Annotated in this window: 15 protein-coding genes; 9 read left to right on the top strand and 6 right to left on the bottom strand. The window is 67.9% G+C overall.

The features are described 5' to 3' along the window. Positions 1-101 precede the first annotated feature (101 nt). The 3 genes from ACWGRX_RS11080 to ACWGRX_RS11070 all read left to right on the top strand — a co-directional run bounded on the left by ACWGRX_RS11080 (position 102) and on the right by ACWGRX_RS11070 (position 1753). A complete protein-coding gene (locus tag ACWGRX_RS11080) occupies positions 102-887 on the top strand; it encodes an SDR family oxidoreductase (protein WP_291638647.1) in 786 nt (261 codons plus the stop codon). Between the two features lie 70 nt (positions 888-957). Continuing rightward, positions 958-1128 (top strand): hypothetical protein, encoded by a 171-nt coding sequence (locus tag ACWGRX_RS11075; RefSeq protein WP_291638648.1) that lies wholly within the window; start codon positions 958-960, stop codon positions 1126-1128. Between the two features lie 31 nt (positions 1129-1159). Beyond that, on the top strand, positions 1160-1753 hold the full coding sequence (locus ACWGRX_RS11070; RefSeq protein ID WP_452117581.1) for an SCO family protein: 594 nt from the start codon (positions 1160-1162) through the stop codon (positions 1751-1753). A gap of 33 nt (positions 1754-1786) precedes the next feature. On the opposite strand, the gene ACWGRX_RS11065 is transcribed toward ACWGRX_RS11070, so the two are convergent. Both ACWGRX_RS11065 and ACWGRX_RS11060 read right to left on the bottom strand, forming a co-directional pair. Next, entirely contained in the window at positions 1787-3622 is a 1836-nt protein-coding gene (locus tag ACWGRX_RS11065) for a glycosyltransferase family 2 protein (RefSeq protein ID WP_452117580.1), read from the bottom strand. A 172-nt stretch (positions 3623-3794) separates the two neighbouring features. Continuing rightward, entirely contained in the window at positions 3795-4262 is a 468-nt protein-coding gene (locus ACWGRX_RS11060; RefSeq protein ID WP_291638650.1) for a MerR family transcriptional regulator, read from the bottom strand. Between the two features lie 76 nt (positions 4263-4338). Between ACWGRX_RS11060 and ACWGRX_RS11055 the strand changes: the two genes are divergently transcribed. Genes ACWGRX_RS11055 through lspA form a run of 3 tightly spaced genes read left to right on the top strand, consistent with a single transcriptional unit; the run spans position 4339 to position 7812 of the window. Beyond that, positions 4339-6657, top strand: coding sequence for a heavy metal translocating P-type ATPase (locus ACWGRX_RS11055; protein ID WP_452117579.1), 2319 nt, complete (start codon positions 4339-4341; stop codon positions 6655-6657). Positions 6658-6667: 10 nt separating this feature from the next. After that, on the top strand, positions 6668-7288 hold the full coding sequence (locus tag ACWGRX_RS11050) for a methyltransferase family protein (protein ID WP_452117578.1): 621 nt from the start codon (positions 6668-6670) through the stop codon (positions 7286-7288). Continuing rightward, the gene (gene lspA, locus ACWGRX_RS11045; RefSeq protein ID WP_452117577.1) at positions 7285-7812 is read left to right on the top strand and encodes a signal peptidase II; all 528 of its coding nucleotides are present in this window, start codon (positions 7285-7287) and stop codon (positions 7810-7812) included. The genes ACWGRX_RS11050 and lspA overlap by 4 nt, the downstream gene beginning before the upstream one ends. Position 7813: 1 nt before the next feature. Here the strand turns inward: lspA and ACWGRX_RS11040 are convergent, their stop codons facing one another. Further along, positions 7814-8443, bottom strand: a complete 630-nt coding sequence (locus tag ACWGRX_RS11040; RefSeq protein WP_452117576.1) for a DsbA family protein — start codon at positions 8441-8443, stop codon at positions 7814-7816. A 186-nt stretch (positions 8444-8629) separates the two neighbouring features. On the opposite strand from ACWGRX_RS11040, the gene ACWGRX_RS11035 reads away from it, so the two are divergent. From ACWGRX_RS11035 to ACWGRX_RS11025, 3 genes are all read left to right on the top strand, one after another. Beyond that, a complete protein-coding gene (locus ACWGRX_RS11035) occupies positions 8630-9685 on the top strand; it encodes a L,D-transpeptidase family protein (RefSeq protein ID WP_452117575.1) in 1056 nt (351 codons plus the stop codon). A 128-nt stretch (positions 9686-9813) separates the two neighbouring features. After that, positions 9814-10434 carry an SCO family protein gene (locus tag ACWGRX_RS11030; protein ID WP_452117574.1) on the top strand — a complete coding sequence of 207 codons (621 nt, stop codon included), beginning with the start codon at positions 9814-9816 and terminating at the stop codon, positions 10432-10434. A gap of 50 nt (positions 10435-10484) precedes the next feature. After that, entirely contained in the window at positions 10485-10877 is a 393-nt protein-coding gene (locus tag ACWGRX_RS11025; protein WP_452117573.1) for a winged helix-turn-helix domain-containing protein, read from the top strand. Positions 10878-10983: 106 nt separating this feature from the next. Here ACWGRX_RS11025 and ACWGRX_RS11020 read toward each other — a convergent pair whose 3' ends face one another. The 3 genes from ACWGRX_RS11020 to ACWGRX_RS11010 are packed head-to-tail and all read right to left on the bottom strand — an operon-like array spanning position 10984 to position 13594. Beyond that, positions 10984-11778 (bottom strand): HpcH/HpaI aldolase family protein, encoded by a 795-nt coding sequence (locus ACWGRX_RS11020; RefSeq protein ID WP_452117572.1) that lies wholly within the window; start codon positions 11776-11778, stop codon positions 10984-10986. A 26-nt stretch (positions 11779-11804) separates the two neighbouring features. After that, entirely contained in the window at positions 11805-13094 is a 1290-nt protein-coding gene (locus ACWGRX_RS11015; RefSeq protein ID WP_291648139.1) for a TRAP transporter large permease, read from the bottom strand. After that, positions 13091-13594 (bottom strand): TRAP transporter small permease, encoded by a 504-nt coding sequence (locus ACWGRX_RS11010; RefSeq protein ID WP_291638660.1) that lies wholly within the window; start codon positions 13592-13594, stop codon positions 13091-13093. Before ACWGRX_RS11010 ends, ACWGRX_RS11015 begins: the two co-directional genes overlap by 4 nt. Positions 13595-13600: the final 6 nt, after the last annotated feature.

Below are 13600 nucleotides of genomic sequence, written 5' to 3'. Positions count from 1 at the left end.
AGGTTTCGCGGCGGGCATGCGTGCTCATGCGTGCGCCTGGCGCGTTCACCACCTATCTTGCCTGCTCGCGCCGGATGCGCCTGCTTGATGGAGACCGAACCATGGATCTTGGACTCAAGGGAAAACGCGCGCTCGTCCTTGGTGCCAGCCGCGGGCTCGGTGCCACGATCGCGGCGACGCTGGCGGCCGAGGGGGCGAGCGTCGTCGCGGCGGCCCGCAATCTCGACGCGATCACCGGCTGGGTCGCCGAATTGCCGGCCGAGAGGCGCGGACGGGTCGTCGCCGCCAGGCTCGATCTCGCCGATCTCGCTTCGGTCGAGGCACTGGCGGAGCAGCTTATCGCCGAGGGCGGCGTCGATATCCTGATCGGCAATTCCGGTGGCCCGCCGCCCGGCGAGGCGCGCGACGCCAGGCGCGCCGACTGGCTGCTGCATTTCGAGGCCATGGCCGCCAATCTCTTCCACCTCGCCCAACGCCTGCTGCCGGGCATGATCGAGCGTCGCTGGGGCCGCATCGTCACCATCGTCTCCTCCGGGGTCGAGCAGCCGATCCCGCGCCTCGCGCTCTCCAATGGCATCAGGGCTGCCGTCGTCGGCTGGTCGAAGACCCTGTCGACCGAAGTCGCCGGGCAGGGCGTGACCGTGAATGTCGTGCTGCCCGGCCGCATCCATACCGAGCGCATCGACCAGCTCGACGATGCCGCGGCGGCGCGGGCCGGGGCGACGCGCGATGCCATCGCCAAGGCCTCGATGGCCTCGATCCCGGCCGGACGCTATGGGCTGCCGCAGGAATTCGCCGACGTCGTCGCCTTTCTCGCCAGCGAGCGCGCCTCCTATGTCACCGGTGCCAAGATCCGCATCGATGGCGGGCTGATCCGCGGAATCTGAGCGGCGGGCACTGCGGCGCGATGGCCGCTTCCGGCTGAGGCTGCGAGACGCTAGATTGCGAGCCATGGAGATGTCGCCACAGACCGAGATCCATGACGAGGCGCCCGCCTCGAAGGTTATCCTCTGGCTGTTGGCCGGTGGCGTCGGCCTGCTGCTGCTCGCCGGGCTCCTGCTCTGGTGGCGCGAGGGCGATCGCCTGTTCACCGACGGGCTGATCGCCGCCATCCTTGCCTGCTTCTGACCGGCCTCGCCGGTCGACCGAGGGATTTGCCTTGAACCGCCGCCTGATCCTGCCTCTCGTCGTGTTCCTGCTCGGCGCCGCCGCGCTTGCGGCAGCCGCCTTCATCACCTTCGCCCCGGGTGGACGCCAGGCCGGGCAAAGCCTGGCATCGAGCGTCGGCGGGCCCTTCGCGCTGACCACGACCGAGGGCAAGACCCTGACCGACAAGGATCTGCGCGGCGCGCCCTTCCTGGTCTTCTTCGGCTTCACCCATTGCCCCGATATCTGCCCGACCAAGCTGTTCGAGATCTCGGAGGTGCTGCGCGCCGCCGGGACGAAGGGCGAGAAGCTGCGGGCGCTGTTCATCAGCGTCGATCCCGAGCGTGACACGGTCGAGACGCTGAAGAGCTATCTCGACTCCTTCGACCCGCGCATCATCGGTCTCACCGGCGACCGCGCCGCGATCGACGCCGCCATCAAGGCCTATCGCGGCTATTCCAAGAAGGTGCCGCTCAAGGATGGCGACTACACCATGGACCACACCGCGCTGGTCTATCTGATGGACAAGAATGGCGGCTTCGTCGGCGCCTTCAACATCGAGCGCCCGCCGGCGGAAGCGGCACAGGAATGGCTGCGGCATCTCTGATGCCGGCTCTCGCGGTGCGCTGCCGATTCTGATCTAGGCTGGCGGCTTGCGGTAGCGCGAGGAGCGGGCGAGGCCATGCTCCGTCTTGTTCCAGGCGAAGGGGCGGTTGCTGTACTCGATGAGCGCGAGCCAGGCGGCCAGCGAGACCAGCATGTAATAGAGCGGCAGGCCCGGTAGCCAGCGCAGGAGGTCGATGGCGCCGCGTCGCCAGGCACCGAGCGCCGGCACCAGGAAAACGACGCAGACTCCGGCACCGGTCAGCGTCAGCGCGGAGGCCGAGAACAGCAGTTCGAGAGCGCTGTCCGGGTTCAGCAGCGAGCCGTTCAGAATCGCGAAGATGAAACCGAGCGCGAAGAACGGGTAGCCGAGCGTGCCGAGTAGCGTGCCGAACGCCAGCACCAGAAAGGTCAGCGTCGCGACCGGCCCGGCTTCGCGCAGCAGCCGATGCGGCGCCAGCAAATGGCTGATCAGCGTCTGCAGATAGCCCTTCAGCCATCGCGTGCGCTGCTTCATCCAGGCGTTCAGAAAGCGTGGCGCTTCCTCCAAGGTCGCCGAGGGCAGGTCGGCGATGCGGCCGCCGTTCCGCACCAGGCGAAAGCCGATGTCGGCATCTTCGGTGACGTTCCAGGCGTCCCAGCCGCCGACCTCGCGCAGCGCCTCCGTGCGGAAATGGTTCGAGGTCCCGCCGAGCATGATCGGCAGGCCGCAGCGCAGCAGGCCCGGATTGAAGACGTCGAAGAGCCCGGCATATTCCAGTGCGAAGAAGCCGGCGAGCCAGCCATCCCCGGTGTTGTCGATCACGAGTCGCGCCTGCAGGCAGACCAGATCCGCGTCGTCGCGCAGGAAGCGCGCGGCGGCGAGGCGCAGTTGCTGCGGGTCGGGCACGTCCTCGGCGTCGAAGATCGTGAACAGCTCGCCCTGGGCTTCCGCCAGCGCGACGTTGAGCGCGCGCGGCTTGGTCCGCGGCATGCCGCGCGGCACGATCACGACCTGCATGAAAGGCGGCAGCCGCCGCGCTGCCAGCAAACGCTGCATGCCCAGGTCGGTTTCCTCGACGAGGATGCGGATGTCGAGCTTGGCGGGCGGGTAGTCGAGCGCCGAGAGGGCGCCGATGAGCTGGTTCAGGACCTTCTCTTCGCCGAGGAGCGGCACGGCGACGGTATAGACCGGCAGGCGACTGTCATCGACGCGCCAGCGCTGCTCGCGCCAGAGGTTGGCCGGAGGTTTCTCCATCAGGCTCGCGAGGCGCAGCACGACCGCGCCGAAGAAGACCGGCCCCAGGGCCAGCGCCACACCGATCAGCGTGCCGACCGGCGCGAGCGTCGTCAGCGCGGCGAGCAGGCCGACCATCAGAAGCGCGAGCCCCTTCTGCGAGATGCTGCTGCCGGTGCGGGCGCTGAAGCGGGCAAGGCCGGGCTCGTCGAGGCCGGCGGCCCGGCGGGCGAGCATGTGGGCGTTGCTCGCGCGCAAGCCCGCAGCCAGTGCCGAGGGCGTCACGATCACGAGGTCGTCGCGGCGCTGCGGCTTGCCTGCCATGAAGCGCCGCAACGGTGCGCCGGCCGGCGGTGCGCAGGCGAAGCGGGTGGGGCTGCCGGGCTCGTTCGCGATCCGTGCCACGCCCTCGCGCATGATCGCCGCGAGGTCGCCCCCCGGCAGGAGCGGCGGAACCTTGGCCGAGAAGCGCAGGTCGAACTCCGTGGCGAGGTTCCGGTAGAACGCCTCTTCGCCGACGAGGCCGGAAGCGATGACCTGTTTTGCCGGCGACACGCCCAGACGAGCGGCAGCGACCGCGGCCTGTCGCAGCTCAGCGGGAGGAACGCCATGGCTCGCGAGGAAGGCGATCTCGACCGGCAGGCTCGCTTCGGCCACGCCGCTCACGCAACGACACGGCCACAAGACCGCGCTTCCATTGCCGCCCCCCAGTGCCGGCGGGCCATTTTACCGTCGCCGGCAACCTATGGTTGCCGGTTCGGGGCTGGGAGTCGAGCAGAATTCTAGATCTCGCGGCGTTCTCGGCCATTCCGGCCGGAACCGGCCGGGTCTAGCGCCAGGCTTCGGCGACACCGCCCTGGTGATGAGCGCATTGCGAGTGGTCGGCGAGCGCCTCGATGATCGCGCAATCGCAGGCGCTGACCCCACCGGAACAGGTCGCGGCGATCCGTTCCAGTTCCTTCTCGAGCGAACGCAGCCGCGCGATCTTGTGGCGGACCTCGTCGAGATGGGCGACCGAGATCGCATGCGCCTGGTCGCAAGGCAGGTCGGGATTGTCCGAGAGCTTCAGCAGGGTGCGGATGCTGTCGACCGAGAAGCCGAGATCGCGCGCATGCTTGATGAAGGCGAGCCGCTCGACATGGCGCCTGCCATAGCGGCGCTGGTTGCCTTCGGTCCGCTCCGGCGGCGGCAGCAATTCGACCTGCTCGTAATAGCGGATGGTCTCGACCTTGACGCCGGTCTGCTCCGCCAGCACGCCGATCGGAACGACGCGTTCCAGATTCTTCCGGTCGGACATCGATTTTCCTCTTGAACCTCTAGTCGCTTCAGCTTGTATCTAGGGTGTCTCTGGACGCCGTCAAGCGGAGACAAACATGCGCGAATCTGATTCCGGCCCCGCAAACCCGCTGTCCTGGCAGGTCACGGGCATGGATTGCGCGAGCTGCGCCGCCAAGATCCGCAGTGCCGTCGAGCGCCTGCCTGGTGTCAGCGATGTCCGCCTCTCGGTGATGTCGGAGACGTTGTCCATCTCGCTCGCCGCAGGGGGAACGACGGCGGCGGAGGTCGAGCGCCGCGTCGCCGGCCTCGGCTATGCCCTGGCGCCGGCCAAGCCCGCGGCTGCGCCGAAGGCGGCCGATTCCTGCGGCTGCGGCCATGATCACGGGCCGGCAGCAGCCGACCCGAAGATCGGCCATCGGCATGCGCCGGGTGCCGATCATTCCCATGAGGACCACGGCCACGCACATTCGCATGGCGGCACGGGCAAGAAGGCCGATGCCGGGCACGGCCTGCCTGGCCATGTCCATGAGGCGACGCCGGACGGCATGAGCTGGTACCAGACCGGGAAGGGCCGGCTGGTGCTGCTCACCGGCGCGCTGCTCGCCGGCGCCTGGCTGGCGAGCCTCGCCTGGCCCGCTGGTTCCTATTGGCTCTTCGTCGCCGCCTGTCTGATCGGCGTCGTGCCGGTGGCGCGGCGCGCCTTCGCTGCTGCTGCGGCCGGCGTGCCCTTCACCATCGAGATGCTGATGACCATCGCCGCCGCCGGCGCGCTGGTCATCGGCGCGGCCGAGGAGGCGGCGCTCGTCGTCTTCCTGTTCGCGGTCGGCGAGGTGCTGGAGGGCGTCGCCGCCGACCGGGCGCGCGCCTCGATCCGGGCGCTCGGCGACCTCGTGCCCAAGACCGCGCTGGTCGAGGAGGACGGTGCGACGCGGCAGTTCGACGCCGCCGCGCTGGCGATCGGCCAGATCGTGCTGATCCGCCCGGGCGACCGGGTCCCGGCCGATGGCGAGATCGTCTCCGGTATCTCCGGCATCGACGAGAGCCCGGTGACCGGCGAATCGGTGCCGAAGACCAAGGGCGTCGGCGATCCCGTCTTCGCCGGCTCGGTCAACCGCGAGGCGGCCTTGCGCGCCCGCGTCACCAGGGCGGCGCAGGACAACACCATCGCCCGCATCATCCGCCTGGTCGAGGAGGCGCAGGAGGCCCGTGCCCCGACCGAGCGCTTCATCGATCGCTTCTCGCGCTTCTACATGCCGGCGATCGTGGCGCTCGCCATCGCCGTCGCGCTGGTGCCACCGCTGTTCTTCGGCGGCGAATGGGCGGTCTGGATCTACCGTGCGCTGGCGCTGCTGCTGATCGGCTGCCCTTGCGCGCTGGTGATCTCGGTTCCCGCCGCGATCGCCGCTTCGCTCTCGGCCGGCGCCCGGCAGGGCCTGCTGCTGAAGGGCGGCGTCGTCATCGAGACGGCGGCGCGGATCGGCACCGTCGCCTTCGACAAGACGGGGACGCTGACCGAGGGCACCCCGCGCGTCACCGAAGTGGTGGCGCTGGGCCGGAGCGAGCGCGAGGTCGTGGAACTCGCGGCTGCGGTCGAGACCGGCTCGAGCCATCCGCTGGCCGAGGCGATTCTCGCCCGGGCCGAGACGGACAGCATCCCGGTGCGCCCGGCTTCGGAAGCTGCGGCCATCGCTGGCCAGGGTGTCACCGGCAAGCTCGACGGCGTCGCGATCTTCGTCGGTGCGCCGCGCCATGCCATGAGCCGCGCCGCCTTCGACGCCACGGCCAAGGCAGCGGTCGAGCGGCTGGAAACCGACGGCAAGACGGTTGCCGCCGTCATCGCCGACGGCGTGCTCGCCGGGCTGATCGCGCTGCGCGACGAGCCGCGCGCCGACGCTGCAGCCGCGGTCGCCGAGCTCAGGGCGCTCGGCGTGCGCTCGGTGATGCTGACCGGAGACAATGCCCGCACCGGTGCGGCGATCGCCGGCTCGCTCGGCATGGACCACAAGGCCGAGCTGATGCCGGACGACAAGGTCGCGGCGATCCGCGAGCTCTCGGCGCAGGCGCCGGTGATGATGGTCGGCGACGGCATCAACGATGCGCCGGCGCTGGCCGCGGCCGGGATCGGCGTCGCCATGGGCTCGGGCACCGATGTCGCGCTCGAGACGGCCGACGGCGCCGTGTTGAAGAGCCGCGTCCGCGACATCGCGGCGATGATCCGGCTGGCGCGCGCCACCATGGCGAACATCCGCGTCAACATCGCGCTCGCACTCGGGCTGAAGGCGGTCTTCCTGGTGACAAGCGTGCTCGGTTACACCGGGCTCTGGGTCGCGATCATGGCCGATACCGGCGCGACCGTGCTGGTCACCGCGAATGCGCTGCGGCTGCTGCGCTTCGACGCCGGCAAGACGAGCTGAGGGGGCTGCGATGAGCGGCATGGAGATCGCCAGCTATCTGATGGTCGTGGTCTATGTGATCAGCTTTCTCGCCATGAGCGCGATCCTGGCGAAGGAAGCCGGCCGCCCGGTCTGGCTGTTCGGCAAGGGCGGCGAGAAGCAGGCCCTGCCGGCGCTTCTGTTCAAGCTCGCCTTCGCCGGGGCGGTGATCTGGCCGCTGCTGCTCGCCGCCTTCGGCAATCCGGTCGCGGATGACCCGCTGCATGCCGCGCTCGACGGCCCCTGGTACGATGTGTTCGGCCATCTCCTCGTCGTCCTCGGCGCCTGCGTCGCGCTTTTGTCGCAGCGCTATATGGGCACCTCCTGGCGCATCGGCGCCGCCGAGGGCGAGCAGGGCGCGATCGTCGACAGCGGTCCCTTCGCGATTTCGCGCAATCCGGTGTTCGTCGGCCAAGCAGTCCTCTTCATCGGCCTGTTCATCGTCCTGCCGAGCCTGATCCAGGCCGGCCTGACCTTCGCGCTTCTGGCCGCGATCCGCCTGCAGGTTGCGATCGAGGAGCGCGTTCTCGCCGCCTCGCTCGGCCAGCCCTATCTCGCCTACCGCGCCCGCGTCCGGCGCTGGCTCGGCGTCGTCAAGCAGCTCCCGGCATGACGATCGCCAGGAACGTCGCCGGCGTCCTCGCCGTGAGCGCGTTTGCCGCCGGCCTCGATCAGGCCAGCAAATGGCTGATGCTGGCCGTCGTCCTGGACCCTCCCCGGGTGATCGAGCTCGCGCCCTTCCTGAATCTCCGACTCGGCTTCAACACCGGTATCAGCTTCGGCATGTTCCGCGGCACGCTGGAGCGCTGGCCCGAAGCGCTGGGGCTGTTCAAGTTCCTGGTCGGCCTCGGCCTCATCATCTGGGCGGCGCTGTCGCGGCATCGTCTCGAGCGCATCGGTCTTGCCCTGATCGCCGGTGGCGCCTTCGGCAATGCGATCGATCGCTGGCGCCAGGGTGCGGTCACCGATTTCATCGACCTGCATTGGGGCGGCTGGCATTGGCCGACCTTCAACGGCGCTGACATCGCGATCACGCTCGGCGTCGTGCTGATACTGCTCGCCAGCCTGCCGCTCGCCGAGCGTTTCGCCGGCCCCGGGGCCGGCGCGCGAAGGATCGGGCCGGGGGCGCCGCGGTGACCTATTTCCCGGCCTTGGCCAGGAGCGGCGCCAGGATCGCGTCGAACTGCGCGAGCGTCAGCGCTCCGACATGCTTCTCGCCATTGACGAAGAAGGTCGGTGTCGAGTCGACGCCAGAACTCTTGCCGCGCTCGGAAACCTGCCGGATGCCCAGGTAGAGGTCCTCGCGCTTCAGGCAGGCCTCGACGCCGTCCTTGCCCATGCCGGCCTGGCGCATTGCCTGGGTCAGCCCGTCCAGCGGCTTGTCGGAATGGGCCCAGCCTTCCTGCGTCTGGTAGAACATGTCGACCACCGCATACCATTTCTCCTCGCCGGCACAGCGCGCGAGCATGAAGCCGGCCATGGCGAGCGGATCGAGCGGGAATTCGCGGATGATGAAGCGGACCTTGCCGGTGTCGACATATTTCGCCTTGAAGTCCGGCCAGGTCTTTGTGTGGAAGTTCATGCAGTGATGGCAGGTGAGCGAGGCGTATTCGATCACCGTCACCGGCGCATCGGCGGCTCCGAAGCTCTTCTCCGGCAGCGGGCCGGCTTCGAGCAGGCCGGAAGGGCCTTGTGCGAAGGCTGTCGCTGACAGCGAGCCGGCAAGGCCGAGGGCGATGGTCCGGACGATGAGACGGCGGTCGAGCATGGCGTGTTTCCCCTTCAACCCCGCGCTTGTGCAACCTCAAGCGACCTCAGGTTCAAGGGGGCAGACGCATGGCGCCGCCTGCTATTCTTCACGAAACTGTCAAGTCCGATCTCGATCGGCATGAGCCTGCGTGGTTGCCGGCGCCCCGTTCACCAGCCGTTAGCGATACGCTCCGACAATCCCGCAATGTCCATCCGCTCCGTCGCCCGCAACCTCCGCCGCCATGCGCTGCTTCTCGCCGGAGCCGTGCTTCTGTCCTCCTGCGTGGCGATGGAGGGCGATGATCGCCATCTGCAGCCGCTTCCGGTTGCGCTGGTCTCGCAGATGTCGGCGAAGGGCATGTCTCCCGGCGATCCGATCCTGGTCCGCATCTTCAAGAAGGAGAGCGAGCTGGAGGTCTGGAAGCGCGACCGCTCGGGCCGCTATGCGCTGCTCAAGACCTATCCGATGTGCCGCTGGTCGGGCCAGCTCGGCCCGAAGAAGCGCGAGGGCGACCGGCAGGCGCCGGAAGGGTTCTATACGGTCACGGCCGAGCTGATGAACCCGAAGTCGCAGTTCTATCTGTCGTTCAATCTCGGCTATCCGAATGCGCTGGAGCAGGCGCAGGGCTTCACCGGCTCGGCGCTGATGGTCCATGGCGCCTGCACCTCGGCCGGCTGCTATGCGATGACCGACGAGGGCGTCACCGAGATCTACGGCCTCGCCCGCGAGGCCTTTATCGGCGGCCAGCGCAGCTTCCAGGTCCAGGCCCTGCCGTTCCGCATGACGCCGGAGAACATGGCGGCGCATCGCAACAATCCGAACATCGTCTTCTGGCGCAATCTCAAGGAAGGCTACGATCACTTCGAGGCGACCCGCCGCCCGCCCCGTCTTGCCTATTGCGAGCGCCGTTACGTCTTCGATCCGGCCGAGGGCGCCGGCCCCTTCGTGCCGGGCGCGGCCTGTCCAATCTACGAGGTCGAGCAGGACAGCCGCGATCTCGTCGCCCAGAAGCGCGCCCGCGACGAGGAACGCACCGCCGGGCTGGTCGCCTCCGGCACGCCGGCGCTGAGCTACGCGCTGCGCGATGGCGGCATGCATGAGAGTTTCCGCAGCCTGCTCAGGAAGATGGGGCCTGAGCGGATGCAGACCATGGTCGCCGGCAAGGTCGCGATCAGCAATCCCGACGCCGCTCTCGCCGACCCCTTCGTCGCCGATCCCGGCGAGCGCGCCCAGTTCACCGGTTCATTGCCGGCCCAGTAAGGGCACGCTTCGATCCCGTTCGCGGAGTGGCGATTGCGCCGGGTGCGACGCTAGGCCGGTTTGATTCCGTCCCGGCTTTTGCCGAGAAGCGGCGGCGCGCCCGAGCGCCTCAGTTTCAGGATAGTCCGATGCCGTTCCTCCGCTGGATACGCTACACCGCCTGGACGGTGCTGGCTGTGCTCGTCTTCGTCGTCGCGGCGATCCTGCTCGGCTGGTGGCAGGTCGACGGGCCGGGCGCGCCCGCGCGAACGGTTCAGACGGCCGCGGCGCCGATCGATGTCGGCGGTCCGTTCAGCCTGATCGATCATACCGGACGCAGGGTCACCGAGGCGGAGTTCCGTGGCCGGCCGATGCTGGTCTTCTTCGGCTTCACCCATTGCCCCGAGGTCTGTCCGACGACCCTGCTGGACATCACCGAGCAGCTCAAGGCGCTCGGTCCCGAAGCCGAGCGGCTGCAGGTGCTCTTCATCACCGTCGATCCCGAGCGTGATACGCCGGCGCAGCTCGCACTCTACCTGCAGTCCTTCGATCCGCGTATCGTCGGCCTCTCCGGCACGGCCCCGGAGGTCGAGTCGGTGGTAAAGGCCTACAAGGCCTATGCGAAGAAGATCCCGACCGAGGGTGGCTACACCATGGACCATACCGCTTCGGTTTATGTGATGGACGCCGAAGGCCGCTACCGCACCCTGATCGATTATCACGAGGACAGGCAGGCGGCGCTGGCCAAGATCAGGCTGGTGCTGAAATAGCGGCGTCGCCGGCTTTGTGCGCCCGCTTCTGACGGAGTAGACTTGCCGGCATGCCTTCGCTCAGCCTGCGCATCGATCTCGATCGCGAAACCCGCATCGGTCCCGGTAAGATCGAACTGCTCGAAACCATCGCGGCTTGCGGTTCGATCTCGGCCGCGGGGCGCGAAATGGGCATGTCCTATCGTCGCGCCTGGGATCTCGTCGAGGCGCTCAACCAGGTCTTCGGCAAGCCGGTCGTCGTGCGCCAGGTCGGCGGCAAGAGCGGCGGCGGAGCCCATCTCACCGCGCTCGGCCTGTCCCTGGTCGCGCATTATCGCGCCATCGAGCAGGCGGCCTCGGCCGCGGCGCAGCCCCATCTCGCCGCGATCCAGGCCGAGCTCGACCGATCGGGCGCGGACGAGCCGGACAACGCAACGGCAGGGGTGACGACCTCCGGCCCCTGAAGCAGGGCTGGCCGGAGGTTTTGGCGCCGGCCTGCGCATGAACGCCAGCGCTTGACCGGACGGTTTCCTGACCGCCGGGTAGCCGCGCCGGATGATCCCCGACGGATCAGTAGCCGGCGCTCTTGCCCGGCACGGCGCGGAAGGGCTCGATCGCGGCGCGCAATTGCCGGATCATCAAGCCGACATCCGAACCCAGCCCGATCATGCCGAACCCCTGTTCTCGGCGCCTGGCGATGTCGTCGGCGCTGGTGCCGATGACGCCGGAGGCGATGCCGCGCGCGGCCGCCAGCTGCTGCATGCGCAGGATGTCCTCGGCGATGCCCGGTCCTTCCCAGACGGCGAGATGGCCGAAGCTCTGCGACAGATCGGAAGGCCCGAAGAAGATCGCCTCCAGCCCCGGGACTGCGAGGATATCGGCGATGTTGCTGGAGGCGTCTGCGGTCTCGATGACCGGGATCACCATCGTCTCCTCGTTCGACGCTGCGACATAGCTCTCCATCGCCATGCCCCAGCGCAGCGCCCGCTCATGGCCGAGCCCGCGCTTGCCGGAGGGGGGATAGCGGGCATGGACGAACGCTTCGGCGAGTTCATCCGCCGTGCGGATCAGCGGCAGCAAGACGCCATGGGCGCCGAGATCGAGCGCGCGCTTGATCGTGTCGACCGAGGCCGTTGGCACGCGCACGATCATGGCGAGATCGCTGCCTTTCGCGGCGCGGAGATGATCGACCACGTCGCGATAGCCGAGGCTGCCATGCTCCATGTCGACGCAGACCCAGTCGAGGCCGAGCTCGGCGGCGACCTCGGTGACGGTCGCGCTTTCGAGCGTGGCCCAGAGCCCGATCGTCGGCCCGCCGGATTTCAGCTTCCGGCGCAGCGGATTCGAGAAAGCCTGTGACGGCATGGTGGCCTCCGACGGTCCGGCTCTGCCTAATTCAGCAGAAGCCGCGGCAGGATCAGGGATATTTCCGGGAAGTAGGTGATCAGCAGCAAGGCGACCACCAGCGGCACATAGTACGGTGCGACCGCCACCAGTGCCTTGTTGATCGGTACGTCCGCGACCTTCGCGACGGCGAAGAGCACCATGCCGACCGGAGGGGTCAGCAACCCGATCATCAGGTTCAGCACCATCATGATGCCGAAATGCACGGGATCGACGCCGACCGCGACCGCCAGGGGCAGCAGCATCGGCGTGAAGATGGTGATCGCGGCATTGGTCTCCATGAACAGGCCGATGACCAGGAGGAAGATGTTGATCGCCAGCAGCAGCGTGACCGGAGAGAGATCGAGCCCGCCGACGAGTGCGACCAGTTGCTGCGGGATCTGGGTGAAGACCAGCAGCCAGCCATAGAGCGCGGCGGCCGCGAGGATCATCATGATGACGGCCGTCTCGCGCATGGTCTCGCGCAGAACCTGGAACAGTTGCGCCAGGGTAATCTCGCGATAGACCAGCATGGCGATGACGATCGCGTAGACGGCCGCGATGGCAGCGGCCTCTGTCGGGGTGAAGACGCCGCTCATCATGCCGCCGATGATGATGGCGGGCGTGAACAGCGGCGGGAGCGCCCTGAAGAAGCTGCGGACCAGCGCCGCGAAGCCAAGCCATTTCTGCGTCGGCAGCTGGCGGCGATGCGCCTGCCACCAGACCAGCATCATCAGCAGGACGCCCATCAGCAGGCCGGGCAGGATACCGGCGATCAGCAGCGCGGTCGCCGAGACATTGGCGACGACGGCATAGATGATCAGCGGGATGCTGGGCGGAATGATCGGGCCGATCGTCGCCGAGGCCGCCGTGACGCCGACCGAGAAATCGTCGGGGTAGCCGGCCTGCCGCATCGCCCGGATCTCGACCTGGCCGACGCCGACCGCGTCAGCGACCGCCGAGCCGGACATGCCGGAAAAGATGATCGAGGCGGCGATGTTGACCTGGCCGAGGCCGCCGCGCATGTGGCCGGCGATGCGATCGGCGAACTCGTAGATGCGGTCGGTGATGCCGCCGGTATTCATGATCTTGCCGGCCAGGATGAAGAACGGGATCGCCAGCAGCGGGAAGCTGTTGACGCCATAGACCATGCGCTGGGCCAGGATGGTGTAGGGGATGCCGTTGATGCCGCGCTCCACGAGCGTGACGATCAGCGAGGACAGGCCGAGCGCGAAGGCTGCGGGAATGCCGATCACGAAGAGAGCGAGCAGGCCGCCGATGAAAAGCGCCAGGATCATGATGTGGTTCCTTTGGCGCGGCCGGCCATGTGCATCGCCCGCTCGAACATGTCGAGCAGCAGCAGGAAGGTCATGACGAGCATCGAAATGCCGACGGCTGCGTAGATGTAGCCCGTGCGAAACCAGTCCATGGTCGCCGTGTAGGTCTCCCAGGTCGCGTTGGTCAGCAGCCAGCAGCCATAGGCGACCGAGAGCAGGAACCAGGAGATCAGGAGGTCGACGAGCATGGCCACGGCATCGGCCGAGCGTCCGGAGACATAGCCGTCGATGATGTCGACCCGGATATGCTCGCGATTCATCAGGATGACGACGCCGCCGAAATAGGTGGTGAGCACGCAGGTGAGGCGTGCCAGCTCCTCCGTCCATTGCAGCGGCGCATTCAGGACATAGCGGAAGAACACCTGCAGTACCGAAGACGTGATCATGATCAGGAATGCAGAAATCGCGAGTGTTTCAAAGACGAGATAGATCGTCCTTCGGATACCTTTTTCCGGGGCCATCACATT

This window comes from Allobosea sp. NPDC055594 (assembly GCF_053618995.1).
The sequence above is the reverse complement of the archived record's forward strand: the minus strand, read 5'-3'. Positions and strand labels throughout refer to the sequence as shown.

Coding starts and splice junctions, on each gene's coding strand:
- ACWGRX_RS11080 (WP_291638647.1), top strand. CDS start 102: ATGGATCTTGGACTCAAGGGAAAACGCGCGCTCGTCCTTGGTGCCAGC.
- ACWGRX_RS11075 (WP_291638648.1), top strand. CDS start 958: ATGTCGCCACAGACCGAGATCCATGACGAGGCGCCCGCCTCGAAGGTT.
- ACWGRX_RS11060 (WP_291638650.1), bottom strand. CDS start 4,262: ATGTCCGACCGGAAGAATCTGGAACGCGTCGTTCCGATCGGCGTGCTG.
- ACWGRX_RS11055 (WP_452117579.1), top strand. CDS start 4,339: ATGCGCGAATCTGATTCCGGCCCCGCAAACCCGCTGTCCTGGCAGGTC.
- ACWGRX_RS11050 (WP_452117578.1), top strand. CDS start 6,668: ATGAGCGGCATGGAGATCGCCAGCTATCTGATGGTCGTGGTCTATGTG.
- lspA (WP_452117577.1), top strand. CDS start 7,285: ATGACGATCGCCAGGAACGTCGCCGGCGTCCTCGCCGTGAGCGCGTTT.
- ACWGRX_RS11040 (WP_452117576.1), bottom strand. CDS start 8,443: ATGCTCGACCGCCGTCTCATCGTCCGGACCATCGCCCTCGGCCTTGCC.
- ACWGRX_RS11035 (WP_452117575.1), top strand. CDS start 8,630: ATGTCCATCCGCTCCGTCGCCCGCAACCTCCGCCGCCATGCGCTGCTT.
- ACWGRX_RS11030 (WP_452117574.1), top strand. CDS start 9,814: ATGCCGTTCCTCCGCTGGATACGCTACACCGCCTGGACGGTGCTGGCT.
- ACWGRX_RS11025 (WP_452117573.1), top strand. CDS start 10,485: ATGCCTTCGCTCAGCCTGCGCATCGATCTCGATCGCGAAACCCGCATC.
- ACWGRX_RS11020 (WP_452117572.1), bottom strand. CDS start 11,778: ATGCCGTCACAGGCTTTCTCGAATCCGCTGCGCCGGAAGCTGAAATCC.
- ACWGRX_RS11015 (WP_291648139.1), bottom strand. CDS start 13,094: ATGATCCTGGCGCTTTTCATCGGCGGCCTGCTCGCTCTCTTCGTGATC.
- ACWGRX_RS11010 (WP_291638660.1), bottom strand. CDS start 13,594: ATGGCCCCGGAAAAAGGTATCCGAAGGACGATCTATCTCGTCTTTGAA.